Origin of the sequence: Bifidobacterium saguini DSM 23967 (assembly GCF_000741715.1) — a bacterium.
Lineage (GTDB): Bacteria > Actinomycetota > Actinomycetes > Actinomycetales > Bifidobacteriaceae > Bifidobacterium > Bifidobacterium saguini.
The window spans coordinates 46,402-71,402 of sequence record NZ_JGZN01000003.1 but is presented as its reverse complement, the minus strand read 5'-3'; the positions used below and the strand labels follow the sequence as shown (position 1 = coordinate 71,402).

Below are 25,001 nucleotides of genomic sequence, written 5' to 3'. Positions count from 1 at the left end.
CCGACTATAGCGAGGCTGCGGCGATGAGTTGGCGGGTGTAGTCGGATTGGGGATTATTGAGCACGGTTTCGGCGGTGCCGGATTCGACTACTTTGCCTTCGTGCAGCACGAGAATACGATCGGCGATGTGCTGTACTACGCCAAGGTCGTGCGAAACCATGATGATGGCCGGTTTAATGGGCTGACCAGTGTTTGAATCTATGGCTCGCGAACCTTCGCCGGAAAGAATCGACTGGAAGGTTTCCAGGATTTGCACGCGGGCGGCCACATCGATGGCGCTCATCGGCTCATCAGCCAGAATCAGGCGCGGTTCGTTGACGATGGCTCTGGCGATGGCTACACGCTGGGCTTGGCCTCCGGATAGATCGCATGGATAGCGGCCCATGAATTCACGCGGGTCGAGCCCGACTCGGGCCAATGCTTGTGCGGTTTTGCCTTCGACTTCGTCGGCAGCAAATCCGAGCGCGCGGCGGCGCAGCCATAAAGGTTCGGAGACCGAGCGTTCGACAGTCCAACGAGGGTCGAGCGAGGAGAACGGGTCTTGGAACACAATGGAGGATTCGGCTCGCAATGTGCGCATACCTTCCGAGCCGTGACGAACTTCAGCGCCACGGTATTCGATCTGGCCGGAATCAGCGGCGGCAAGGCCAAGCATGATGCGAGTCAGCGTGGTTTTGCCCGAACCGGAGGCGCCAATAACGGCCAAGCACTCCCCCGCTTTGACTTCCGCGGAGACGTCGAAGAGCACTTGGCGGCGAGGCGTACGGCCGAAATCGAACAGTCCACGACGCATATTGCGATCCGCAAAGGATGCGTTGATATTGCGCGCGGCAAGCAGTAATTCATCACTCATGGAGGTCCTCCTTGGTGTTGCGGAGGGTGAGGCTGCGGGCTGCGGAGACCAGGCGCTTGGATTCGGGCGTCTGCGGGTTTGCCAGCACGTCGGCAGTCGCTCCGGAATCCACAATACGCCCGGATTCCAGCACATAGCAGCGCGTGGTGGCGTGCGCGAGCACGGAAAAATCATGGGTGATGAACAGCATCGAGGCGCCAGCATCATCCACCAGTGAGGTCAGCAAATCAACGATCTGACGTTGCGTAATCGAGTCCAAGGCGGTAGTCGGCTCATCGGCGATGATGAATCGCGGTGAGGTAATCAATGCCGTGGCAATGCCAACGCGCTGCTGCTGGCCACCGGAAAGCTCATGCGGATACTTGCCTGCAACCTCTTCTTGAAGCCCGACTTTGCCAAGCATTGCGGCCACGCGCTCAGATCGTTCGGCTTCAGTGAGGTCATAGTGAAGCTTCAACGGCAGTCCCATCTGCTGAGCCACCGTCATCACCGGATTCAGCGAAGCGGCTGGATTCTGAAATACCGTGCCCACGTAACGGCCGCGCAAGTCCGCAAGCTCACGCTCGGGAGCGCCTACAACCTGAGCATCTCCTAAAGTAATGGAACCGGATACCGTGGCGTTCAGCGGCAATAATCCCAGCATAGCCTTGGAAATCATGGATTTACCGGAGCCGGAAGAGCCAATAAGTCCTACTCGTTCACCGTCCGCAATGTTCAAATCCACATCAGCAACAATCGGCTTACTACCGATGGCAATATTCAAGCCTTCTACGGTAACGCTCATCACTTGCCTTCTTTCTCGGCAACGCTAGCCGTCTGCCGCAAGGCTGGATTCGCCACTGGATCGATGGCATCGCGCAACACGTCACCGAACACGTTCAACGCCACAACAACCACCGTAACAATCAGACCCGGCCAAAGCACGGTCAAAGGAAATACATTGATGAGCTTGACTGAAGTGGCAAGCGAATGTCCCCAGCTTGGCACGCCGGAAGGCACGCCAATGCCAAGGTACGTCAATCCGGATTCAGCCAGCACCGCAGTGCCCGCAGAGAGTGACAACTGCACGGCCAGCACCGGCAGAATATTTGGGATGATATGGCTGATTAATACTCGCCATCCACTTGCACCATTGGCCAGGGCTGATTCCACATAGGCCGAACGGGCAGCCAGCAGAGCAGCCGGGCGAGCCACACGGGCAAGATTGAGGCCATAACCAAATCCACAGGCAATCACAATCACAGTAATGGAAGCACCCATCGGCACAGCAAGAATCAGCGCAATCAGTACGGTCGGAATGGAAATCAGCGCGTCAATTACCACGACGGACGTGCTGGCGAGCGCAGAATTACGCGCCACCATTGCGGCGACAAGCAGTAATCCCCACAGAGCGGACACCACTACAGTGAGCAGCACAATCAACAGGTTGGTGCGCGAGCCAGCCATCAACCAGCTGAACACGTCGGCACCTGTGCCGTCGGTGCCAAGCCAGTGCGCGGCAGACGGTTTGGCCCACACATGGTAGCCATCAGTGGTCCACAATGATTGCGGCGTCCAGACCAGCGAAACCAGCGCCACGGCCAACCAAAGCGCGAGTACAATCAGCGTGAATTTGCCCTCGCCACGCTGCCAGATGGATCGCACAATAATTCCCAGCTTGTTAGGCCTCTGTTTGCTCATGCGTTCACCTCCGCAACGCTGCCGGCGTTCTTCAAACGCGGGTCGAGAATACGATGCAGCACATCCACAATCAGCCCTATCCCTAAGAAGAATGCGGCAAGCAGGAATAGTTCACTTTGCACAGCAATTAGGTCGCGATTGCCCACGTCAGTGACCAGACCATTGCCGATACCGGGCAGGGCGAAAAGGTTTTCGATGACCATGACGCCGGTGATCATGGATGCGAACGTCAAGCCGATGACCGACACCAACTGCGGCATAGCGAGACGCAAGCCAACATTGAGCACCGCTTGGGTGCGGGTCATGCCGCAGGAACGAGCCATATCGATATAGCCGGAACTGGCCAAATCCCCAAGTGCTGCGCGCGTGTAGCGCATCAGCGAAGCACCGACGATAATGCCGACCGTGAGCGCCGGCAGAATCAACGACACTATCGCGCTGCCCGGTTGCTCCCAGCCGTCCAACGGGAAGCCTTGCGAAGGAAGGATACCGACGACCCCAACGCCTTTGCCGAACAGTAGAATCAGCAGCAGGCCACCCCACAATGCGGGCACAGAGCCGCCGATAATAGCTAGTACATGGAATGCCGCACGCACGCGAGGCGAACGCGCCAACACTGCTGCACAACCGAGCGGCAGTCCAATGGCCATTGCAATCAGCAGTCCCAGAATAATCAGCGGGAAGGTAATGGATGCACGCGCACCAATCAGGGAAGTAACGGAGCGGCCAGTCAGAATCGAAGTACCAAAATCTCCGGTAACCAGCGCACCCATCCAATCGAAGTATTGCGCGATCAGTGGCCGGTTCAAGCCAAGCTGTTCGCGCAATTGTGCCACGCGGCTGGCGGGTGCATTGATACCGGCCATGATGGATGCCACATCACCGGGCAAGATGCGCAAAGCCGCAAACACCACCACGGATATGCCGAACAGTGCCACTACAAACAGCAGCAGTCGGCGAATCACAAATCGCATATGCAGCTCCTTTGCTCCAGCATCTTTGGCTCCCCTCAGTCAGCTGAGCTGACAGCTCCCCTCAAAGAGGGGAGCCGGGGAATAACACTACTGCTGATTGAATTCAGCGAGCGAGTAGGTCACGTTGTAGAGGGGCAGGACGGTCTGGTTCAGGTCGAACGGGAAGCCCTTCACTCCCTTGGCAGTAACCGTAGTGATGCGGTAGTTGAACAGCCAGTCAGCCGGCGCATCTTCGGAGATGAGCTTGGCGGCTTCGGCGAACTTGGCGTCACGCTCCTTGTCGGTGGTGGCGGCCACACCCTCGTTGTAGAGCTTCTGCACTTCAGCGTTGTCGTAGCCGAAGTAGTAGGTCGGATCGGCCCAAGAGTAGAAGTCGTGGCTTTCGTTGTGGTCCACCAACGAAATGTCGAAATCATGGTTGGTGTACACATCCTGCAGCCAGGTGGAGAATTCCACCACGTTGACCTTCAGATCGATGCCGATCGGCTTCAACTGCGAGCGCAGCTGGTCGCCGATTTCCGTGCCGTAGATGTTGGCGTAGGTGAGGCTCAATTCCAGAGGATTGCTTTCGGAATAACCGGCTTCCTCCATCAGCGACTTGGCCTTGGCCTGATCGTACGGATACAGCTTGGTCAAATCCTCATAACCGGGGTCGAGGGAAGGAATCGGGCCACCGAGTGCCTTGTCTGCGCCACCACGGGAGGCGATGATCTCCTTGTGATTGATGGCGTAGCGGATGGCTTGGCGTATACGCTTGTCGGCGAGCTTGGAGCCGGAAGCGTTATTAAAGCCGAGCACATACTTGTCGGTGCCGTTGCCGGCTTTCACCGTGTACTTGGCCGAGTCGGACTTGAACGGACCGGCCAGGGTTTCGGTGATTGGGGCGAGCACTTGCACATCACCGGACTTCAGCGCATTCACGGCGGCATTGTCGTCAGCCAGATACTTGATGACGATGGTCGGCGTCTTGGCCTTGTTCTTGCCCCAGTACTTCTCGTTGGCCTTCAGCGTGATGGAATCGTTCTCGACGAACTTGGCCACAGTGTACGGGCCGGAGCCCACGGCCTGGGTCTTCAGGTCATACTTGGCGTCCTTGTCGAACACCAAGCCGGCGCGGCCGGTCAGAGTCCACAACAGGTTCGAGTTCGGGGTTTTGAGCGTCATGACCACGGTGTCGGCATCCTTGGCTTCCACCTTGCTCAAGGCGGTGAGCGCGTCGGCATCATGGTATTGCTTGTCGATGAGCTCGTTGATGGACCATGCCACATCCTCAGCGTCCAACTTATCGCCGTTGGAGAAGGCCATGTTCTTGTTGAGATGGAAAGTGTAGGTCAGACCGTCCTTGGATTCCTCCCAGCTGGAGGCCAAGCCGGGTGCTACCTGGTTCTTGGAGTCGCGGGCCACAATGCCTTCGTACACGTTGCCGATCAGCACCTGGTCGAGCGCGGAGCCCGCGGTGTTGCGGATGTCAAGGTTGGTGGGGGCCAGTTTGAGGCCGATGGTCACGGTGTCCGCATACATGTTGCCAGCGGAAGCGTTCGTGGAATCATCCTTCTTGCTGTACGCCAGAGTTACGCCGATCACCACGGCTACTGCCACGATGACGGCGATGAGGGAAATCAGCCACCATTTCGGGCCGTTCTTCTTCGGATTTTTGGCGCGCGAAGCCAGGCTCGCATCCGTGGTTGCTCCATTTGCGCCGGTTGCGCCGCCCTGAGCGTGCACACCATTGTCTTGAGACATAGTTCTTCCTCTGTCATTCCTTGATGTAATTATTCGTTGCAATCGGTTGGCCGCCTAAATCGGGTCGACCACCGAAGTTCAATCATAGGCGCGGGTGCGTAGAAGGTGCGTAGAATTGGCCATGAAATCCATCTCAACGCTGGAGGGTTATCATGCTGGTCGCCGTTGATATCGGCAATACGAATATTGTGATTGGTTTTTTGGACGGTGAGACGGGCCGCACGAACGTGGGCACGTATCGTATCACGTCCAAGGCGAACCATACGTCGGATGAATATGGTCTGTTTTTGACTGAATTCCTGAGAATGAGCGGTTTCACTCCGCGCGATGTGGATGATGTGATCATCTGCTCGGTGGTACCGAAGGTGATGCATTCCTTCCGCTCATCAATCATCAAATTCTTTGATATTGAGCCGATGGTGATTGGCCCCGGCATCAAAACCGGTATGAACGTGCGCGTGGATGATCCGAAGTCGCTCGGCGCGGACATTCTGGCCGATTGCGCTGGAGCCTATAACGAATACGGCGGCCCCGTGCTGGTGGCTGATTTCGGCACGGCGACCACGTTCACGCATGTGGATGCTCGTGGTGTGATCGATTCCGGTGTGATCACCACCGGCATTCGCACAGGCGCCGCGGCCCTCTGGGGAGATACCGCACAGCTGCCGGAAGTGGAAATCACCCGCCCGTCTACGATTCTGGGCACAAATACCAAGACCTGCATGCAGGCAGGCCTGTATTACACGTTTTTGGGTGGCGTGGAGCGTACCATCAACCAGTTCCGCAAGGAGCTTGATGGCGAGGATTTCAAGGTAATCGCCACCGGTGGCCTGGGCCGCGTGTTTGCCGACGACACCGATCTCATCGATGTGTACGACCCGGACTTGATTTTCAAGGGCATGGCGCACATTTACGCACGCAATATGCGCTAGCGACCGCTATTTAATGGTGAAGCCTTGATTGAAGCCGTACTCCTTCAGATCTTTCTGCCATTGGGTTAGGCCATCTTCAAGGCTCACCTTTTTGCCCGGGTCTTCCAAAGGCTGCAATGGATTGCCGTCCTCATCCTTCCATCCCAGATCGATGGCGGCCTGCCTGCGCTGATATGCCTGGAAGCTGCTCGACCATTTATATGCTTTGCCCACCGTGGTTTCAAAATCACTGCGCGCATACACTTCGAACGGCAGATACTGGTATCCCACAGATACATCCTCGGCGGCCTCGGAAAGCACACGGTTGAACTTCTGCCCGCCAAAATACGGGATTTCCATACCGCTTTCATTGGTAATGGTGGTTTTATCCAAGAAATCCTCGGAGTTCAGCGTCGCATAATCCGCGGGGAACGCGCCGCCCGCCACGCGTGCGCTGATGCCTTGTGTGTCATGGGTGACGAAATCCACGAACCGGTATGCTGCATCCGGTTTGCGTGTGAGCTGCAGCACGGCGAGCGCTGAGCCGCCGCTTTCCGCATTAGTTGGGTTGCCATCATATGTGGGCATAGTGGTCACACGCCACAAACCTGCCGCGCCTGGCACATTGGAGAGCAACATCGATGGCATCCATGCCCCCATGAATACGGAGGCAATGGTGCCGTTGCCTACGCGGCTTTTCCATCGGCTTGACCATGTAGCCGAAGTGGTGTCTACCAAACCTTCATCGATCATCTTCTGCCAGAATGCAGTGAAACGTTGCGCACCTGCATCATGGTCCAAGTCGATGGTCACGGTTTTACCATCTGAGGAAGTGTGGAATGGTTGGCCGCCAGCGAGCCAGATCATCGCATCGTAGAAGCTGCCGTCACCGGCATCGGCTGCAATATATACGCCAATGTCCTTGAGCTTTTTGGCGGCCTCGTAATAGTCGTCCCATGTCTTGATTTGGGTGGCGTCAACGCCGGCCTGCTCGAATACATCCTGATTGTAGAAGAATCCCATCGGACCGGAATCCATCGGCAGACCGTACGTACGGCCGGCGAGTTGTACGGAAGACCATGTGCCGAGGGTAAAGAAGTTCGCGTAATCGGAGCCGATGCGGTCGGTCAGGTCCAGCAGCTGGCCGGAAACCTCATACTGTGGCAGTGCATAGTATTCGATTTGCGCCACGTCTGGAGTGCCGTAACCGTCTTGGATGGCGGTGTTGAGATTGTTGTAGCCGGAAATGTTGGTCCAATTGACTTTGATGTCCGGATTGGCCTTCTCGAATCGGCTGATGACCTTGCCCATGCTGGGCTCCCAGCTCCACACTGTGATTTCAGTGCGATTATCTTGGGTGGCTTGCCCGCATGATGCGAGGGATACGGAAAGGATGGCGGCCACTGCTGCGGTTGCTATCCTTCTGATTCGCCGGTCAATCAAACTCATAGTGCTGAGTCTACTAGTATGCCTGCGTGTCAGCCGCGTTCTGCGCAATCGCACATAAGCAATACAGCAAAAGCAAAAGCCTCGAGCACATTTGCACCCGAGGCTTTTGCTAATCAGTTTATGAAGTTATGACTGGAACCGTGAGGCTTACTTCACAGTGAAGCCCTGATCCTTGCCGTAATCCTGCAGTGCCTTCTGCCAAGCAGCGACACCGTCAGCGAGCTTCTGATTGCCGGTGTAGGACTTGCCAACATAGTCGCCGAAGATGGTGCGAGCCTTGACTTCGAACGGCAGGAACTGGTAGTCGGAGGAGACGTTCTCAGCAGCCTGAGCAAGAACCTCGTTGTACTTCTGACCACCGAAGTAGTCCACATCCTCGCCATCGGAGTTCTTCACAGTGGTGGCGTTCTTGAAGGAATCGGATTCCATAGAAGCCTTGTCTGCCGGGAATGCGCCGCCAGCCACACGGGTGGCCACGCCATCGCCGTGGTTAGCGTACTCGATGAACTTGTAGGCAGCTTCAGCCTTCTTGGAGGAAGACAGCACAGCCAGCGAAGAACCACCGTTCTCGGAGTTGGTTGCGGAGCCGTCAGCGGTCGGCATCTGGGTCACACGCCACTTGCCAGCGCCGCCAGCAGCGGAGTTAGCAAGGTTTGCAGGCATCCAAGCACCGGTGAGCAGGGAGGCGATAGTGCCGTCGACCATGCCCTTGAACCAATCCTCGGACCAGCCAGCGGTCTTGGTGTCAAGCAGGCCCTCGTCCAGCATCTTCTGCCAGAACTCGTTGAACTTCTGCACGTTCTCGTCACCGGTCAGGTTGATGGTCACTTCGGAACCATCGGAGGAGGTCTTGAACGGCTGACCGCCAGCAAGCCAAGTCATCGAATCATAGAAGCCAGCGTCGCCGGTATCGGAGGTGATGTAGTAGTTGTCGCCCAGAGCGTGAATCTTCTTGGCGGCCTCGTAGTAGTCGTCCCAAGTCTTGATCTGGGTGGCATCAACGCCGGCCTTGTCGAAGACTTCCTTGTTGTAGAAGAAGGCCATTGGGCCGGAATCCATCGGCAGACCGTAAACCTTGCCGCCGAACTGCACGGATGCCCACGGGCCAGGAGTGTAGAAGTCGGAGTAGCCGGAGGTCTTGTCAGTGATGTCCAGCAGATTGCCCTTGATGGCGTACTGCGGGATGGCGTAGTATTCGACCTGAGCCACATCCGGAGCGCCGTTGCCGGCCTCGATGGCGTTATCAAGCTGAGTGTATTCCTTGGTGTTGGTGCCGACGTTCTTCAGATCGACCTTGATGCCGGTCTTCTTCGTGAAGTCCTTAGCAACCTGAGTCAGTGTGGGTTCCCAAGCCCACACGGTAATTTCCTGTACATCCTTTTCCTGCTCAGGCTGAGAACCAGCGCTGTCAGAACCGCAGGCAGCAACGGAAGCCAGCATGGCGACTGCGCCAGTGAGAGCGATGGCCTTCTTAGCAGTAGTGAACTTCATCGTTCTGTTCTCCTTCCTCGAATCGTCCAGAACGATTCAACTATGTTTGTCGTTCGCAATCATTGTCTTTGATTGATTCAAACTCCTTGGAATTCTCCTCAACCTCGAGAAGTGGCTCCTCTCGCCATTTCCAAAACTATGATTGCGATAACATTTATCAGTATACACAGGAGTCAAGCATTGGCAAACAATTACGCTCGGCGTGTTATCGTAAACATAACCGATATTTTCTAGTAAACATTTACTACCTACAACCTACTGCAGGCATTTTGCGCCTAGTTATCAATGATTTTGACCCTTAACTCGACATATTTCACCTGCAGATTACTTACAAGTGCATGTTTTACCGGCAAGGCATCACTACAACAGCTGTATTCCCATTGGCTTACAGATATTTTGTGTCATTAAGACGTTGGCCTTCCTCCGCTCAGGTGGATACAGGGCAACATAAAAGGGGTTGCTGGAAATAGTTCCAGCAACCCCAGTCTTTGAGCAGGAGACAGGATTTACGGTATATGCAGGCTTGCGCTGCACATACGCACAGTCCTTACAGCTTCACCACCAGCACACCATTCGGCTGGATGGCGGCCGTATGTTCGGACTCGTTGACCTGAGCCAACGATGCGACCAGCGGTTCGCCTTCCACATCCACCACGGCAATATCATGCGTGCGGTTGAACAGGAACACGAAGTGGTTCTCATCGTCAGCATCAGCACGTTCGACGCGCAGCACTTCACCGCGATCGTCTTCCACAGGCGTATCGATGCCGAACTCCTCCAGCAGGGTTGGCAGAGACTTGGCCAAGCCTTCACGGCCCAAGCGGGCACCGATGTATGCCGCCTTGCCGTCACCATATTCGTTGACGGTAATGGCAGGGGCACCATCGAAGCCAGTCCACTTATCAGCCTTGAAGGAAGCCACCACATGAGCGGTTGGAGCCACGGAAGTGATGACATCGGCGAAATCATGCGCCACTGTGCCGTTAGTCAGATCCAGATGATCCATAGCACCGGGGAAATCATTGCCCATAGCGGCAAATTCCTCCACGCGAACGCCCACAACGTCTCGAATGGAACCGGGGTATCCGCCGAGCCAAACGTGATCCTTCTCGTCCACCAAACCGGTGTAGTAAGTTACGAACAGCTTGCCGCCGTTCGCCACATACTCGCGCACTCGGCGTGAGGTTTCTTCGGAAAGAATGGTCAGGCTTGGCAGCACCACGGCTTCATACTCGTCCCAGGGTCCACGAACCGGCACCACATCTGCGGTGAGACCGTTATCCGCAAGCGCACGGAACCATGCGAGCGGTTCGGTACAATGGCGTACCTCCTGTGTAGGCGTGGCGGTATGTTCCGTAGCCCACTGGGACTCGTAATCAAAGACTACTGCGACTTTGGACTTGACCAGAGTCGTATCCAACAGACCTTCGTCGGCCAGCTTGTTCAGATCGGCACCCAGTTCACACACATCGCGGAAAATCTGGGAGTCAGGACCCGCATGCGGCACCATCGAGGAATGCCACTTCTCGGCACCGGCCTTGGATTGGCGCCACTGGAAGTAGCAGATAGCGTCGGCACCCATAGCCAGATGAGCCAGAGAGTCACGTACAAGCTCGCCGGGCTCTACACGGTAGTTAACCGGACGCCAGTTGACGGCCGAGGTGGAGTGTTCCATCAGGAACCACGGCTTCTTGCGGGCAATGCCATCGCACAGGGAGGCCGAGTAGGCCAGCTCGTCGAGGTGCACTTCGCCAGGAGTGAAGTAGTGGTCATTGGCAACGAAGTCGACGTCGTAGCCCCACTTGTCGTAGTCAAGACCTGTGCCGCTGGCAGACACCATGAAATTGGTGGTCTGCGGCTTTCCAGGGGTGATTTCAAGCAGCGCATCACGTTCGGCGCGGTAGAAGTCGAGCAGCGCGTCGGAGCTGAAGCGCTTCCAGTCGAGCAGCTTGCCCGGGTTCATGAAGTTGCCGTCGCCGATGAAACGCGGCGGGATGATCTCGGAGAAGTTGTTCATGCGCTGCGCCCAGAAGGCGGTGCCCCAAGCGTCATTGACAGCATCGATGGTGCCATACTTCTTCTCGCACCATTTCCGGAAGGCGCGTTCGGCGTCTTCGGAGTAGTCGAAACGGTTGTGGCAGCCGTATTCGTTGCTCACATGCCAGGAGACGACGTATGGGTTGTCCTTGTAATGCTCGGCCATCTTACGGCAAAGGTTCAAGGCGTAATCCAAGAAGACCGGGCTGGTGGCACGCCAATGCTGGCGGGCGCCCGGCTGGCAGACGTCACCGCGGTAGTCCACCCACAGAATCTCCGGGTGGGCTTGGGTAAGCCACATCGGCGGGGATGCGGTACCGGTGGCGAGGTCCACGGCGATCCCGGCTTTGCCAAGCTTATCGATGACGCGGTCGAGCCAGTCGAAATCGTAGACGCCCTCTTCCGGCTCAAGCTTGGCCCAGGAGAAGATGGCCACGGAGACCAGATTGACTCCGGCCTTCTGCATCAGCTCGATGTCTTCATCCCAGACTTCCTCGGGCCACTGGTCAGGGTTATAGTCGCCGCCATACCAGATGCGCGGGCTTTTGCCGGCAAGTGGCTGCGGCCAGTTGAATGGACGGTGTTCAGTCATGTCTTACTCCTTGACTGCGCCTGCCGCGAGGCCGGACTGCCAGTACTTCTGCAAGCACAGGAAGGCGATGACCAGCGGGATGATCGTAATCAGGGAGCCCGTGATCACCAGGTTCTGAATGGCCTGGCCACCAGCGGTGGATGCCTGATCCTTCCACTGGTTCAGACCGATGGTCAGCGGGTACCAATCAGCATCCTTCAACATAATCAACGGCAGGAAGTAGTTGTTCCACGTTGCCACGATAGTGAACAGGGCGGTGGTGACGATACCGGGAGCCAGCAGCGGTAGGCTGATGGTCCAGAAGGTACGGAACTCACTTGCACCATCCACGCGGGCGGCTTCAAGCAATTCGGTCGGCACGGCCTGCTCGGAGAAGATCCACATCAAGTACAGGCCGAACGGGGAAATCAAGGACGGGATAATCATTGCCCACGGAGTGTTGGTGAGACCGAGCTTGGCGAACAACAGGAACTGCGGGACAGCCAAAGCGATACCCGGCACAGAGATGGAGCCGATGATCACCGCGAACACGGCCTTGCGGCCAGGGAAGCGGAACTTGGCCAGTGCATAGCCGCCCATGATGGCCAGCAGGGTTGCACCGCCTGCACCGACAACCACGTAGAGCAGGGTATTGATCAGCCAGCGGCCGAAGATACCGCCCTGATAGGTAAAGACGGTGACGATGTTATCCCACAGGGCAAAAGTCTTGCCGAAGCCGAGACCGAACGTACTGGTGAAATCGGCCTGGGTCTTGGTGGCATTAATCGCCAGATAGACGAACGGGAACAGGCAGTAGACCGCGAAGATGGCGCACAGGATGGTCATCAGGGTGGAGCGGCGCGGATTGTTGACGTTCGCGAAGCCGGCCTTCTCGCTGCGCTTGCGCTCAGCAGCCTCATCGCGGGCGATACGCTTCTGGCGTTCCTTCTCGGCCTTCTTGGCGGCCTTCTCCTGAGCCTCAATTCCGCCTCGGTCAGGCGGGCACTTGTTGCTGCACTCATCACGCACGCTCCTTCACAATCACAGTCACAGTCATTTCATCAATCAGCATTCGGCGCATCACTTCATCTGCTCCTTCATGCTGTTGAGCTGGACCGCGTAGGCGATGGCCATAGTGATCACGGCCATGACGATGGCCAGGGCCGCGGCGTAGTTCGACTGGTTGCCGGAGAAGCTCAGGTTGTACGCGTACATGTTCGGCGTGTAATACGTGGTGATCGCGTTGCCCGGCACCATGTTCTGCAGGATGCTCGGCTCGTTGAACAACTGGAACGAACCGATGATCGAGAAGATCACCGTGATGGCCAGCGAGCCCTTCAACTCCGGCAGCTTGATCGACTTGACGATCTGCCATTCGGAGGCGCCATCAATCGAGGCGGCCTCATAGAGGGAATGCGGGATCGTGGAGAGCGAGCTGTAGAAGATCAGCATGTTGTAGCCGGTGAACTCCCAAGTGTTGATGTTGCCAATGGCGGCAAGCAGCACGGAAGGCTTCAGCACATCAATGTTGGTGCCGAAGAAGTCGTTGAAGGAGCCGACCAGACCGTACTTGGCGCCGTATACGAAGCCCCAGATCAACGTGGAGACCACGGCGGGCACTGCGTAAGGCAGGAAGGTGGAGATGCGGAAGAACTTCGTGCCGTGCAGCTTCATCGAATCGATGGCCAATGCCATTGCAGCCGCGAGGAACAGCATGATCGGCACCTGCACCACAGTGAACAGGGCCACGCGGCCGACCGAGCTCCAGAACTGCTGATCAACGAGCAGACGCTGGTAGTTCTGCAGGCCAACGAACTTGGTACCGCCAATCATCTGCTTCTTGAAGAACGAAATGTAGATGGCGTACACAATCGGAATGATGAACACGAAGATGAACACCACTGCGAACGGCCACATGAACTTCCATCCACGCCAATCCGCCTTATGCTTGTTCACACGCACCTCGCCTGCCTTCACAGGTTCAGCAGTGATATCAGCTGAAGCCATTCCAACCCCTCTCCTTCGAAGGTTGATAAAAATGTTTGCGTTATCATCATAACACGATTTCAAACATTGTCCACTTGTGTTGAATTCAAGGTTTTTAGACATGTCTGATACAATGGTCACGAAAACAATGATGTTATCGTTACCGTTTGTTCGATGATGAATGGCATTATTCGAGAGAGCACAGTTGAAGTTGATACTGACCGGGGGTCATTATGTCACGAGCATCACAAGTCTCCATGCAAGATGTAGCAAAGGCCGCAGGTGTCTCTCCCCAAACCGTATCCCGAGTGGCCAATGGCAGCGACGCCGTCAAGCCCGAAACTCGTCAACGGGTCGAAGCAGCCATGCAAAAGCTCGGCTATCGCCCGAATTATGCCGCGCGAGCGCTGAAACGCGGTAAATTCCAAGATATCGGCGTAGTGATGTTCAATACTGCCACATTCGGCAACTCCCGCATTCTTGATGCCATCATCTCCTCCGCCGCCGAAGACGACTACTCCGTAACCATTCAAACCATGCGTCATGGTTCCGAACGAACTTTGGCGGCCGCAATCGAGCGTATGCAGCAACAGCCAGTGGACGGCGTCATCGTAGTGCTTGAGGAACGCATCTCCGACTTCATCGGGTACAAGCCGCCAAAGGAGTTGCCGGTCGTACTGATTTCCGAGGGAGCTGCCGACTACTGCCCCACCGTGGATGCCGACCAATACGGTTGCTCCACCGCCATCGTGGACTACCTGATGAGCAAGGGCCACAAAACCGTCTACCATATCGCCGGCCCCGCTACCTCCCGTGCCGCCGAATCTCGCGCCCGTGGCTGGCGAGAGGCCCTGGAGCAGATGGGCGCAACTGTGCCCAGTATGTACATCGGTGATTGGTGCGCGGATTCCGGCTACCAGGCAGGTGTGGCTTTGGCTCACAACCCCGATTGCACAGCGATTTACGCAGCCAATGATCAGATGGCATACGGCGCAATTCAAGGCCTGCAATCCGCAGGCAAGCGTGTACCGGAAGATGTGAGCGTCGTAGGCGTGGATGACTCGCTGGTGGATATGGTGCCGCGTCTTAATCTGACCACCATGCGTATGCGTTTCGACGATATTGGAGCGACCGCTTTTTCGATGATTCGCCGTCAATGCGAAGGCGAGAAAGTACCCACCGGCATCAAAACCGTTATTCCCACCGAACTGATTGAACGAGGTTCCGTACGTGATCTGAATTGAGCAGTATCAGCTAAGCGGCATACGCGAGGTGTATTCGAGTAACTCTCCGGTGATGGGATCGGTAAATGTCAATGTGCGTGCAACCAGCGCCAGTGGCTGACTGAAATCGTCGTAAGGGCAATTCTGAATGCGTGGATAATAATTGTCGCCGACAATGGGCAGCCCCAACGAATTCATGTGCACGCGCAACTGATGCGTTTTACCGGTTTTCGGATGTAATGTGTACCGGCAAACCAGCTGCTTGCTGTCTTCCAGTGGACCGCGCTCGATTATTGTTTCAGCATTGACGGCACCAGGCTCTTCATAAGCGGTCATAATGCCGCGAATTTTGGTGATATGCGATCGCCGTAGCAGTGGGAAAGGCCGAGGCGATTCCAGTTGCGTCACTGTGCCAAACCGTGGCCGACTAATCGGCTTGCATGGAGCCAAGCATTCATACATCTTGACCGCCTGCTTGTTCTGGAACAGCATCTGATATGCGCCACGGCATGACTTATCACGCACGAACACCAGCACGCCTGCCGTCATACGATCCAAACGATGCGCTGGAATGATATCCGGCTCACCATACTGCTCGCGCAGCCGAATCAACGCCGTTTCGCGATACCACATGCCGCGTGGCATCGTGGCAAGAAAGTGCGGCTTATCAATCACGATAAGCCGCTCATCCTCATAGAGCACATCCAAATCAAACGGAATATGAGGTTCCTCAGTCACAAATCGATGTGGCCTCGGCATTAGGCTCACTCCACGGTAACGGACTTGGCGAGGTTGCGTGGCTTGTCCACGTCATAACCCTTGAGCTTGGCCATATCCATTGCGAACAACTGCAGCGGCACCACATCCACAAGCGGACTCATCAATGTCGGGCAAGCAGGACGCCAGAACACCACGTCCGCGTAACGCTCTACATCCGGGTCGCCCTGCTCGGCCACTGCGATAATGTATGCGCCACGAGCCTTGACTTCTTCGATGCCGGAAATCACCTTGGCATGCAACACATTGCGGCCGCGTGCTGGCGGCACGATGAACACCACAGGTTCGCCTTCGTCCACCAAGGCAATCGGGCCATGCTTCAATTCGCCGGCTGCGAAGCCTTCGGTGAAGGTGTAGGCGATTTCCTTCAACTTCAGTGCGCCTTCCAATGCCACCGGATAGCCTACGTGGCGGCCGAGGAACAGGAACGAGTTGGCGTTCACCATGCGCTCGGCGGCAGCCTGAATGGTCTTCGGCTGCGTGTCCAGCACCCACTGAATCTTGCGCGGCATGTCCTTCAGGGAGTCAAGCACCTGATGAATCTCATCACGGAACATCGCGCCCTTGACCTGAGCCAGGTACAGGCCCAGCAGGTAGGCGGCGGTGATCTGCGCCACGAAAGCCTTGGTGGAGGCCACTGCCACTTCCGGACCGGCGTGCGTGTATAGAACGGCGTCGGATTCGCGCGGAATGGACGCGCCCTGGGTGTTGCAGATAGCCAACACCTTGGAGCCCTGTTCACGCGCGTGACGCAATGCCATCAGCGTATCCATCGTTTCGCCGGACTGCGAGATGGCCACCACCAGCGTGCGCGGGGTCAGAATCGGATCACGGTATCGGAATTCGTGTGCGAGTTCGATTTCCACAGGGATACGCACCCAATGTTCGATGGCATACTTGGCCACCTGGCCGGCATAGCTTGCGGTACCGCAAGCTACGACGATGATTTTGTCGATGGATTTGAAGTCGTGTTCGTCGATGCGAACTTCATCGAGGGTGATGTCGCCGTTCTTATCGAAGCGGCCAAGCAAGGTGCGCTGTACGGCAGCCGGGTCTTCATGGATTTCCTTATCCATGAAGGAATCCCAACCGCCCTTTTCGGCGGCTGAAGCATCCCAATCCACGGTGTAGGTCTTCGGATGCTCTATTACGTTGCCTTCGAAATCAGTGACGACAACCTTATCTGCGGATACGCATACGGCCTGATCCTGATCGATTTCCATAGCACGCTTCGTGTAGGCCACGAATGCGGCCACATCGGAGCCAAGGAAGTTCTCACCTTCGCCCAATCCCACTACGAGCGGGGAATCATGACGCGCACCTACCACGATATCCGGCTGGCGGCAGTCGGTGGCAAGAATGGTGAATGCGCCTTCAAGCATGCGGGCCATGCGGCGTACGGCCTTGAACAGGTCTGGATGGCCTTCTTCTTCGATGATTTTGTCAACGATTTTGCCCAGCAACTTGGCAGCCACTTCGGTATCAGTGGCGGAGGCGAAACGGAAACCTTCAGCTTGCAGGTCGAGGCGCAGCTGGGAGGCGTTTTCGATGATGCCGTTATGGATGATGGCAACCTTACCGTCCATGCTGGTATGCGGATGGGCGTTCACATCGCTCGGCTCACCATTGGTAGCCCAACGAGTGTGTCCAATGCCTACGGTTGCGGCCGGCATGGGCTTGCGCTCGATGTCTTCGACCAGGTTCTTCAAACGGCCAGCCTTCTTGCGCACAGCCACCTTATCCATGCCCGGCGCGCTCAAGGCCACACCGGCCGAATCATAACCACGGTATTCCAGACGAGCTAAGCCCTGAAGACACACTTCCAGCGGCTTGCCGCAAGCGGTTTCAACATTTCCTGCATATCCAACAATTCCACACATAGCCTATAAGCCTAACAACAATGCGTAACGTACTCACATAAGGAGCTGAGGGAGGTCGATATCTGCTGTACGACCGTAAAGACTTGGCCAGAGCGGCCCGGAGCGTGTCGCTAAGCAGATATCGGCCTCCCTCAGCGGCCATGAACTGCACAAAATAACTACAGAACTAATCACAGCACATGCTGCAGGCGGAGCCGTCAAGCGGGCAGTCCAGTGAACTGCCCGCAGGCGACGCCGAAGCACGACAGTGCTGAGGTAATATGACTGCCTTCCTACAGCACATGCTGTAGGAAGTCCTTAAAGCGTGGCTCGGTTGGGTTGTCGATGATTTCGGGGCCACCCTTTTCGACTACGACTCCCCCATCCATAAACACCACCTGATCAGCCACTTCGCGAGCGAAGCCGATCTCGTGGGTCACGCACACCATCGTCATGCCTTCCTTGGCGAGGGAACGCATAACGTTGAGCACTTCGCCCACCAGTTCCGGATCGAGTGCGGAGGTCGGCTCGTCGAAGAGCATGATTTCCGGCTTCATGGCCAGTGCGCGCGCAATGGCCACACGCTGCTGCTGGCCACCGGACAGCTGAGATGGGTAGTAGTCGAGTCGGTCGCCCAAGCCGACGCGCTGCAGTTCGGCGACGGCCTGCTCGTGGGCTTCCTTCTTGGACTTGTGCTGCACATGGACCGGTGCTTCCATCACGTTTTCGATGGCGGTCATATGCGGGAATAGGTTGAAACGCTGGAACACCATGCCGAGTTTGGAGCGCTGTGCGGCAATCTCCTTGTCGTTCAGCGTCTGCAGCATGTCCTGCCCGTTCTTTTCCACATGCTTGTAGCCAACGAGTTCGCCGTTGACTTCGATGGAGCCACCGGTCAGGGTTTCCAACTGGTTAATCAGGCGCAGGAACGTAGACTTGCCAGAACCGGAGGGTCCCAGAATCACGGTTACCGTGCCCGGCATCACGGTCAGGTCAACGCCTTTGAGCACATGCAACGTGCCGAACGCCTTATGTACCTGCGTGGCTTTGATGGCGGGAACAACGGCGGAGCTGTTAAGAGTTTCAGTCATGATTGATTCACCTTTCCTGCTCACGCGGTCATGCCGGTGAATGCGGCTTCGTTCAGCTTGTTCACATCATCTTTGGGCTCGCCTTCGGTTTTACCCGGCAGCGGCGGCTGCTTGCCGCGAGTGCCCATAGCGCGAGCATCGAAGCCCTTGCCGAAGTGCTTCTCCAAGCGGGACTGCAGCACCATGAGAATGGAGGTGATGAGCAGGTACCAGAAGCAGGCCACGAGCAGCAGCGGAATCGGCTTGTAGATTCGGTTGGCGATAGCATTGGTGGCGAACTGAAGTTCCAGAGTGAACGGCACTGCGGTAACCAAGGATGTAGTCTTCAACATGCCGATGGTTTCGTTGCCGGTGGGCGGGATGATGATACGCATGGCCTGTGGCAGCACGATACGGCGCATAATCAGCGTACGGTTCATGCCCAGTGCCTCTGCAGCCTCGGTCTGACCGGGGTCAACGGCTTCAAGGCCAGCACGCACGATTTCGGAAAGGTATGCGGCTTCGTTCAGCGCCAAACCAATCCATGCAGCGTTGAATGCGGTGACTACCACGTTGGAGTCGATGCTCCAGAATTCAACGGAAGTGAATGGAATGCCGAGGCTAAGCTTGGGAATCAGCACGGAGAACAGGCCCCAGAAGATCAACTGCGTGTACACAGGGGTTCCGCGGAAGAACCAGATGAAGAACCAGCTGACACCACGCAGCACGGGGTTGATGGATTTGCGCATAATGGCAAGAATCACCGAAAGAATGATGGCCACCACCATCGAAATCACAGTGAGCTCAAGCGTGTAACGAATACCTTCGAGCACATTCTCGTTGAACAGGTATTTCCACACGGTGGGCCAATCCAGTCGCGGATTGGTAATCATGCCCTGAATGAGCATTGCGGCGAGCAGCGCCACAATCACTGCGGCCACAATCGGACCCGGGCGCTTAACCGGTAGGGCTTTGATGCGGTTGGGGATGTCGAGTCCTTCGCCGTCAACTACTTTCTTCGCCATTGTTGATTCCTTGTGTACATATTGAGGTCGCTGAAGGCGACCATAAGAACTAACGTTGCACCTTAACGCATGAATGGGGCGCCCGTGTTACATGCAACATAAGCGCCCCATTCTTTATACAGGGTGAGCTACCCCTTGAGCCAGCAACTACGACTAGCGATCACTCGACGTCGGGGTTGACTTCAGCCTTGGTCAAAGCACCGGATTCAACACCCCAGTGCTGCAGAATCTTGCCATAGGTGCCATCATCCATCAGCTTCTGCATAGCCTTCTGCACGGCTTCGGTGGTGCCGGTGTCGCCCTTCTTGATAGCGATGGCGTTCGGCACGGAGTCGAAGTCCTTGCCCAGTTGTTCGAGCTGACCATCGGTCTGCGCGATGGCGTAGCCAACCACCGGGGAGTCAGCGAAGAACACATCGGCCTTGCCGGTCACCACTGCGGTGGTGGCATCGGTCTGCTGCTTGGAGGACTGAATGGTGATGTCCTTCTTGCCGTCGGCCTTACACTGCTTGGCGGTTTCGTTGATGGCTTCCTCTTCAACGGTGCCGGTTTCCACGGCGACGTTCAGGCCACACAGATCGCTGGCGTCAACCTTGTTCGGGTTGCCCTTGGCCACGGCGTAGGCCATGCCGGAAGTGAAGTAGGAGACGAAATCAACTGATTCCATACGTTCCTTGGTAATGGTGAAAGCCGCGATACCCAGGTCGTACTTGGAGCCGATAGCCGGAATGATGGTGTCGAAGTTGGAGGAGACGATTTCAGTCTTCAGGCCGAACACGTTGCCCAGAGCGTGAGCCAGGTCCATGTCGTAGCCAATCTGGGTCTTGCCGTCGGAATCCAGGAACTCTGCCGGAGCGTAGGACGGGTTGGTGCCGATGGTCAGCTTGCCATCCTTGGTAACGGATTCGGGCAGCAGTGCGGCGATGGCATCATCCTTCTTGACGGAGCTCACATCGTAGCTGGTGATGGCCTTGGCCTCACCGGAACCGGAGTCGGAACCAGAACCAGAGGTGGCTTCGTCGGTGGTGCCGCAGGCAGCGGCGGTGAACAGCATTGCCGCGCTGAGAGCGGCGGCCGCGATGGTCTTCAGCTTCTTGGACTGCATAATTGTTTCTCTTCTTCTCTTGGGCGACCGGCCTTGATGGCCGGCCGTCATCAATCATTAGGTATAGTTATACACTAACGTGCATACATATACGATTTGGTTGGCATGGCACAGAGTCCTGACACCATATCACTCGCGTGTATCACTCAGATACATCAGGGTTGATTTCAGCCTTGTCGACAGCACCCGAGGAAACGCCCCAAGTATCAAGAATCTTCTTGTAGGTGCCGTCATCCATCAGCTTCTGCATAGCCTTCTGCACAGCTTCGGCGGTAGCGGAATCGCCCTTCTTTATGGCCACGGCTTCCGGGGTCACACCGGTATCGTCACCAAGAGCGGCCAGCGTATCGCCGGTCTGTTCAATGGCATAGCCAGCCACCGGGGAATCGGCATAGAAGATGGATGCCTTGCCTGAAGCCACAGCGGTGGTCACATCAGTCTGCAGCTTGGAGGACTGGACATCAATCTCAGCCTCGCCATCGGCCTTGCACTGGTCGTTGGCGGCGTTGATTTCCTCTTCCTGCGTAGTACCGGTCTGTACAGCCACTTTGACACCGCACAGGTTGGAGGTATCCACCTTGTCCGGATTGCCCTTCTTGGTTACCCAAGTGGAGCCAGCCTTGAAGTAGGTGACGAAATCGACGGCATCCAGACGTTCCTTCGTCACAGTGAAGGACGAAATGCCAATATCATATTTGGAGCCAACGGACGGAATAATCGAATCAAAAGTAGACGAAACGGTCTTTTCCTTAAGACCAAATACAGCGGCTAGAGCCTTGGACAAATCAACATCAAAACCGACCGGCGTCTTGCCATCCTCAGCCAAGAACTCAGCCGGAGCGTATGAAGTATCGGTACCGACTGTCAGCGTGCCATCTCCAGCAACAGAATCCGGAAGCAGCGCGGCAATGGCATCGTCCTTTTTGATGCTGCTGGTATCGAATCCTTGCGTGCTATTGGATGAACCGGAGTCGGTATTGGCCGAAGCGGTATCGGCTTTGTCGGTAGTGCCGCAGGCGGCTACGGCGATAAGCATTGCCGCGCTCAATGTAGCTGCGGCCACGGATTGTATTCCCTTGCTTAGAGACATTGGATTTCCTCTCTCCATCTAGTCAACCGGGCGGGTATGTTTCCCAGCTGGCTCCAGAGCGTAGGTTCGCAATGCTACGGAGTGGTTAATATTGCGAGATACTGCTCACGTTGTGGACACCAATCATTGTGAGCGGCATAAGAAAAGGGCTCTTCTCAGAAAAGAGAAGAGCCTTTAGCGGCCGAGCACCAGCATCAACGGAACAGTACTTAGTGACGCATATTGGCGTAGCGCATAGCACGCAACGCCTCACGCTTGTCTTGTTCCTCGCGCAACGCCTGACGCTTGTCGAATTCCTTCTTGCCTCGAGCCAGCGCAATGGAAGCCTTAACCCTGCCATCCTTGAAATACAAGCTCAGCGGCACAATGGTGTAACCCTTGGCTTCGATGCCACGGGCCAGCTTGGTAATCTGCTGACGATGCAGCAGCAGCTTACGCTTACGTTTCGGAGCGTGATTATTCCACGTACCGTTCAGATATTCGGGAATATTGGCACCTTCCAGCCACATCTCTCCGCGGCGATCAATGGAAATAAACGCTTCAGACAGTGAGGCACGCCCCTCACGCAGGGATTTCACCTCAGTACCAGTCAACGCAATGCCGGCTTCATACTTGTCTTCAATGGCATAGTCATGACGAGCCTTCTTATTTTGCACAATCAGCTTTTCACCGGTTTCCTTGGCCATAGGGTTTCCCTCCTTTCATTCAATAATCCCCCTCCCAAGAATAGGAGGGGGATTGTCTAGCTTAATAGCTTGTCCAGCTCACATATTCGCTATGAGCAGCTTAGGCGTTGCGCATACCGCGTATCAGTGCACGTACCAATACGCGCTGGCGTTGGACAGCGTTCGCCAGCTGATCACGTATGCGCCCTTGACGTTCATTTCGGAAATCGTCACCGTGTTTCCGGAAACAGATTCCACCACCGCCACATGGCCATACGTACCATCAGCACCGGCAACGCCAGGCGGGAAGGACAATGCCGCACCCACCTGAGGCACATGATCCACACGCAAACCGTATCGAGGAGCATTCAGATACCATTCGCCACCGTTGTGCAGGTAGGACGGCGTACCGATGCCCATTTCCTTACGACGATTGTAGGCGTACCAGGTGCACTGGCCCGGGTAGTAACGGTTGCCGACATCACCATTCGAAGTGCCTTGGCCCGTGCTACCACCAGCCGAACTGCTGCCACCGGAAGACGTACCACCACTGGTGCCGCCACCAGTACCGCCACCACCTTGCTGGCCATTGTTCACCTGACCGCCGGCAGCAGCCTGTTCCTTGATGTACTGCTGGTTGTAGGAATCCACGCGGGAAGCCAGCAACACCGTCTGAGCCGCCTGGGCCGCCTGCTGATCCTTCAGGTTGGAAACCATCGAGGTCAGCTCGTTACGGCGCTGCTCACCCTCTTCACGAAGCTGTTCGAGAGCATCACGCTCACTCTGAGCATTTTCAGCAGCGGTTTGCGCCGCGGCCGACTTCTGATCAGCCTGCGTCTTCAGCGTGGCAATCTGCTTTTCGATGGCGGCAAGACGCTCGCCACGATTCTTAGATGTGCTCAAATCACTGGCAGCCGTAGAGGCAGCATTGGCCTCATTGCGAGACAATGCATCACGGGACTGCATGGAATTGACGAAGTCCTGCGTGCTGCTGGCACCAGTAACCACGCTCATGACTTCGGACGTGCTAGAACCATGCATGCTGTCTCGAGCAAGCTGAGCCACAGCGGCATGCGCGTCATCATAGTCCTTGCCGGTCTGCTCAATCTGCTGCTCAAGCGTTTCCTTATCTTTTTGAGCGGCTTCGAGACGCTGAGCCGCAGCCTGAGCCTCTTCCTGAGCGGCGGCCGCATCGGCATTGGCTTGCGTAACCTTATCCTGAGCAGCAACGATCTTGTTGTTGGTCAGATCGTCCAGCTCCACGATCTTGTTTGCAAGCTCGCTGCTGACACCGGCCAGCTGCGCTTTGAGCTGCGCCTCGCGTGCCACGGAAGCCGCATGCTGATTCTGCGCGCTGACCAAATTGGAGTAGGTGCTCGCTTCAGCAGGCTGTGCAGGAGCCATCACCAATCCGGCCACGCAGCACATACCCGCCGTCAACGCTGCCAGCGCGGGTTTTATTGTGTTGGTCGTCTTATTCATGGACGAAAAGATCCTTTCATTGCCATACAAGTGCACACCATAACATGCGAATCTGAGAATGCATGCGGTGTTGCGCAGTGCTTACGCTCTCAGATAACGCCTCAGCGAAATCGTGGAGGCAATCACCGACAGCAATACCGCGCCAAGTATCAGGAATGGCGAAATCATCAGCACTGTGAGCTGATTCACATACGGAATCCATGTCACCGACTGTGCCAGCCATCCGGTGATGAATACGCGCACGATGACCGAAAGCATCAGACAGGAGAGCACCGAACCCAGCAGGGATGCTATCGCACCTTCCAAGATGAACGGCAATCGAATGGTCCAGTTGGAGGCTCCGACATATCGCATGATTTCGGTTTCCGTACGCCTGGACGCTGCGGACATGCGAATCGTGGTTCCGGTCAGCAAGATGGCCACGAGCACCATCACGCCTGCCAGTACTGCGGTCACTGCGGTTGCACGGTTCAGCACGGCGAACACCGGGTCGAAGATCTGCCGTTGATCGGTCACGTCCTCCACGCCTTGCTTACCAGAAAGCACCTCGGCCACCACCTGATATTTGGTGGGATCCTTGAGCTTGAGCCACAACGAATCCTGCATATCATCCGCAGTGAGGGTTCGGCCTTGGAATTCGCCGTTTGGATACTGCTTGGTGAACGTGTTGTCGTAGAAATCCTGCTTGCTGACGTAATCGATTTTGGCGACTACATCATTGAGCTCATCGCGAATAGTCTTCTGCAAATCAGTGATTTCCTGAGCGGAAGGCGACTTGCCCGAAGCACAGTTGGCAGACTGGCTGGTGCCGTCTGGGCAGAGCCAGACCACAACCTCAACCTTGTCGTACCAGTCGCCTTTGGCCTTGGTAATCTGCGCCTGTGTCAGTACGGATGCACCAATGAACAGGAAGGAAATGAACGTGACCAGCATCAGCGACAGCAGCATGGCCAGATTTCGACGCAGATTGGTCCATGTTTCAGACAGGATGAATTGCGCACGCATGACTT

The 25,001-nt window shown here is 56.2% G+C and carries 21 protein-coding genes; 2 read left to right on the top strand and 19 right to left on the bottom strand.

The features are described from left to right. Positions 1-4: 4 nt before the first annotated feature. The 5 genes from BISA_RS00410 to BISA_RS00390 all read right to left on the bottom strand — a co-directional run bounded on the left by BISA_RS00410 (position 5) and on the right by BISA_RS00390 (position 5,250). Positions 5-853, bottom strand: coding sequence for an ABC transporter ATP-binding protein (locus BISA_RS00410; protein ID WP_033889552.1), 849 nt, complete (start codon positions 851-853; stop codon positions 5-7). Beyond that, positions 846-1,637: an ABC transporter ATP-binding protein gene (locus BISA_RS00405; protein ID WP_033889550.1), complete on the bottom strand. Its 792-nt coding sequence runs from the start codon at positions 1,635-1,637 to the stop codon at positions 846-848. Before BISA_RS00405 ends, BISA_RS00410 begins: the two co-directional genes overlap by 8 nt. Beyond that, the gene (locus BISA_RS00400; RefSeq protein WP_033889548.1) at positions 1,637-2,533 is read right to left on the bottom strand and encodes an ABC transporter permease; all 897 of its coding nucleotides are present in this window, start codon (positions 2,531-2,533) and stop codon (positions 1,637-1,639) included. The genes BISA_RS00405 and BISA_RS00400 overlap by 1 nt, the downstream gene beginning before the upstream one ends. After that, complete coding sequence (locus BISA_RS00395; protein WP_033889547.1) at positions 2,530-3,507, bottom strand: ABC transporter permease; 978 nt, start codon at positions 3,505-3,507, stop codon at positions 2,530-2,532. The genes BISA_RS00400 and BISA_RS00395 overlap by 4 nt, the downstream gene beginning before the upstream one ends. 87 nt (positions 3,508-3,594) lie before the next feature. After that, entirely contained in the window at positions 3,595-5,250 is a 1,656-nt protein-coding gene (locus BISA_RS00390; protein WP_033889546.1) for an ABC transporter substrate-binding protein, read from the bottom strand. A 152-nt stretch (positions 5,251-5,402) separates the two neighbouring features. Between BISA_RS00390 and BISA_RS00385 the strand changes: the two genes are divergently transcribed. Continuing rightward, the gene (locus BISA_RS00385; RefSeq protein WP_033889544.1) at positions 5,403-6,182 is read left to right on the top strand and encodes a type III pantothenate kinase; all 780 of its coding nucleotides are present in this window, start codon (positions 5,403-5,405) and stop codon (positions 6,180-6,182) included. 6 nt (positions 6,183-6,188) lie between these two features. Here the strand turns inward: BISA_RS00385 and BISA_RS00380 are convergent, their stop codons facing one another. The 5 genes from BISA_RS00380 to BISA_RS00360 form a co-directional block, all read right to left on the bottom strand. After that, entirely contained in the window at positions 6,189-7,610 is a 1,422-nt protein-coding gene (locus tag BISA_RS00380; RefSeq protein WP_033889543.1) for an ABC transporter substrate-binding protein, read from the bottom strand. Between the two features lie 147 nt (positions 7,611-7,757). Beyond that, positions 7,758-9,101, bottom strand: coding sequence for an ABC transporter substrate-binding protein (locus tag BISA_RS00375; protein WP_033889542.1), 1,344 nt, complete (start codon positions 9,099-9,101; stop codon positions 7,758-7,760). Positions 9,102-9,648: 547 nt separating this feature from the next. Further along, positions 9,649-11,730 carry a beta-galactosidase gene (locus BISA_RS00370; RefSeq protein ID WP_033889541.1) on the bottom strand — a complete coding sequence of 694 codons (2,082 nt, stop codon included), beginning with the start codon at positions 11,728-11,730 and terminating at the stop codon, positions 9,649-9,651. A 3-nt stretch (positions 11,731-11,733) separates the two neighbouring features. Then, positions 11,734-12,738, bottom strand: a complete 1,005-nt coding sequence (locus BISA_RS00365; RefSeq protein WP_051917231.1) for a carbohydrate ABC transporter permease — start codon at positions 12,736-12,738, stop codon at positions 11,734-11,736. A 51-nt stretch (positions 12,739-12,789) separates the two neighbouring features. Continuing rightward, on the bottom strand, positions 12,790-13,716 hold the full coding sequence (locus BISA_RS00360) for a carbohydrate ABC transporter permease (protein ID WP_033889540.1): 927 nt from the start codon (positions 13,714-13,716) through the stop codon (positions 12,790-12,792). 236 nt (positions 13,717-13,952) lie between these two features. Here BISA_RS00360 and BISA_RS00355 point away from each other — a divergent pair, with 236 nt between their 5' ends. Then, positions 13,953-14,939 carry a LacI family DNA-binding transcriptional regulator gene (locus BISA_RS00355; protein ID WP_081889936.1) on the top strand — a complete coding sequence of 329 codons (987 nt, stop codon included), beginning with the start codon at positions 13,953-13,955 and terminating at the stop codon, positions 14,937-14,939. A 6-nt stretch (positions 14,940-14,945) separates the two neighbouring features. Here BISA_RS00355 and BISA_RS00350 read toward each other — a convergent pair whose 3' ends face one another. The 9 genes from BISA_RS00350 to ftsX form a co-directional block, all read right to left on the bottom strand. After that, positions 14,946-15,677: a pseudouridine synthase gene (locus BISA_RS00350; RefSeq protein ID WP_033889538.1), complete on the bottom strand. Its 732-nt coding sequence runs from the start codon at positions 15,675-15,677 to the stop codon at positions 14,946-14,948. Positions 15,678-15,682: 5 nt separating this feature from the next. Beyond that, the gene (gene glmS, locus BISA_RS00345) at positions 15,683-17,575 is read right to left on the bottom strand and encodes a glutamine--fructose-6-phosphate transaminase (isomerizing) (protein WP_033889537.1); all 1,893 of its coding nucleotides are present in this window, start codon (positions 17,573-17,575) and stop codon (positions 15,683-15,685) included. A gap of 272 nt (positions 17,576-17,847) precedes the next feature. Next, on the bottom strand, positions 17,848-18,645 hold the full coding sequence (locus BISA_RS00340; protein WP_033889536.1) for an amino acid ABC transporter ATP-binding protein: 798 nt from the start codon (positions 18,643-18,645) through the stop codon (positions 17,848-17,850). A gap of 20 nt (positions 18,646-18,665) precedes the next feature. Then, positions 18,666-19,649, bottom strand: coding sequence for an amino acid ABC transporter permease (locus BISA_RS00335; protein WP_033889535.1), 984 nt, complete (start codon positions 19,647-19,649; stop codon positions 18,666-18,668). Positions 19,650-19,809: 160 nt separating this feature from the next. Then, positions 19,810-20,754: an ABC transporter substrate-binding protein gene (locus BISA_RS00330; RefSeq protein ID WP_033889534.1), complete on the bottom strand. Its 945-nt coding sequence runs from the start codon at positions 20,752-20,754 to the stop codon at positions 19,810-19,812. 142 nt (positions 20,755-20,896) lie between these two features. Next, positions 20,897-21,844, bottom strand: a complete 948-nt coding sequence (locus BISA_RS00325; RefSeq protein WP_033889532.1) for an ABC transporter substrate-binding protein — start codon at positions 21,842-21,844, stop codon at positions 20,897-20,899. 209 nt (positions 21,845-22,053) lie between these two features. Continuing rightward, positions 22,054-22,530: an SsrA-binding protein SmpB gene (smpB, locus tag BISA_RS00320; protein WP_033889531.1), complete on the bottom strand. Its 477-nt coding sequence runs from the start codon at positions 22,528-22,530 to the stop codon at positions 22,054-22,056. A gap of 123 nt (positions 22,531-22,653) precedes the next feature. Further along, complete coding sequence (locus tag BISA_RS00315) at positions 22,654-23,991, bottom strand: CHAP domain-containing protein (RefSeq protein WP_033889530.1); 1,338 nt, start codon at positions 23,989-23,991, stop codon at positions 22,654-22,656. Positions 23,992-24,072: 81 nt separating this feature from the next. Continuing rightward, positions 24,073-24,996 carry a permease-like cell division protein FtsX gene (gene ftsX, locus BISA_RS00310; protein ID WP_033889529.1) on the bottom strand — a complete coding sequence of 308 codons (924 nt, stop codon included), beginning with the start codon at positions 24,994-24,996 and terminating at the stop codon, positions 24,073-24,075. Positions 24,997-25,001 lie beyond the last annotated feature (5 nt).

Bases quoted from the DNA above. Each gene is read 5' to 3' on its own strand.
- BISA_RS00410 (WP_033889552.1), bottom strand. From the start codon at position 853: ATGAGTGATGAATTACTGCTTGCCGCGCGCAATATCAACGCATCCTTT.
- BISA_RS00405 (WP_033889550.1), bottom strand. From the start codon at position 1,637: ATGAGCGTTACCGTAGAAGGCTTGAATATTGCCATCGGTAGTAAGCCG.
- BISA_RS00400 (WP_033889548.1), bottom strand. From the start codon at position 2,533: ATGAGCAAACAGAGGCCTAACAAGCTGGGAATTATTGTGCGATCCATC.
- BISA_RS00395 (WP_033889547.1), bottom strand. From the start codon at position 3,507: ATGCGATTTGTGATTCGCCGACTGCTGCTGTTTGTAGTGGCACTGTTC.
- BISA_RS00390 (WP_033889546.1), bottom strand. From the start codon at position 5,250: ATGTCTCAAGACAATGGTGTGCACGCTCAGGGCGGCGCAACCGGCGCA.
- BISA_RS00385 (WP_033889544.1), top strand. From the start codon at position 5,403: ATGCTGGTCGCCGTTGATATCGGCAATACGAATATTGTGATTGGTTTT.
- BISA_RS00380 (WP_033889543.1), bottom strand. From the start codon at position 7,610: ATGAGTTTGATTGACCGGCGAATCAGAAGGATAGCAACCGCAGCAGTG.
- BISA_RS00375 (WP_033889542.1), bottom strand. From the start codon at position 9,101: ATGAAGTTCACTACTGCTAAGAAGGCCATCGCTCTCACTGGCGCAGTC.
- BISA_RS00370 (WP_033889541.1), bottom strand. From the start codon at position 11,730: ATGACTGAACACCGTCCATTCAACTGGCCGCAGCCACTTGCCGGCAAA.
- BISA_RS00360 (WP_033889540.1), bottom strand. From the start codon at position 13,716: ATGGCTTCAGCTGATATCACTGCTGAACCTGTGAAGGCAGGCGAGGTG.
- BISA_RS00355 (WP_081889936.1), top strand. From the start codon at position 13,953: ATGCAAGATGTAGCAAAGGCCGCAGGTGTCTCTCCCCAAACCGTATCC.
- BISA_RS00350 (WP_033889538.1), bottom strand. From the start codon at position 15,677: ATGCCGAGGCCACATCGATTTGTGACTGAGGAACCTCATATTCCGTTT.
- glmS (WP_033889537.1), bottom strand. From the start codon at position 17,575: ATGTGTGGAATTGTTGGATATGCAGGAAATGTTGAAACCGCTTGCGGC.
- BISA_RS00340 (WP_033889536.1), bottom strand. From the start codon at position 18,645: ATGACTGAAACTCTTAACAGCTCCGCCGTTGTTCCCGCCATCAAAGCC.
- BISA_RS00335 (WP_033889535.1), bottom strand. From the start codon at position 19,649: ATGGCGAAGAAAGTAGTTGACGGCGAAGGACTCGACATCCCCAACCGC.
- BISA_RS00330 (WP_033889534.1), bottom strand. From the start codon at position 20,754: ATGCAGTCCAAGAAGCTGAAGACCATCGCGGCCGCCGCTCTCAGCGCG.
- BISA_RS00325 (WP_033889532.1), bottom strand. From the start codon at position 21,844: ATGTCTCTAAGCAAGGGAATACAATCCGTGGCCGCAGCTACATTGAGC.
- smpB (WP_033889531.1), bottom strand. From the start codon at position 22,530: ATGGCCAAGGAAACCGGTGAAAAGCTGATTGTGCAAAATAAGAAGGCT.
- BISA_RS00315 (WP_033889530.1), bottom strand. From the start codon at position 23,991: ATGAATAAGACGACCAACACAATAAAACCCGCGCTGGCAGCGTTGACG.
- ftsX (WP_033889529.1), bottom strand. From the start codon at position 24,996: ATGCGTGCGCAATTCATCCTGTCTGAAACATGGACCAATCTGCGTCGA.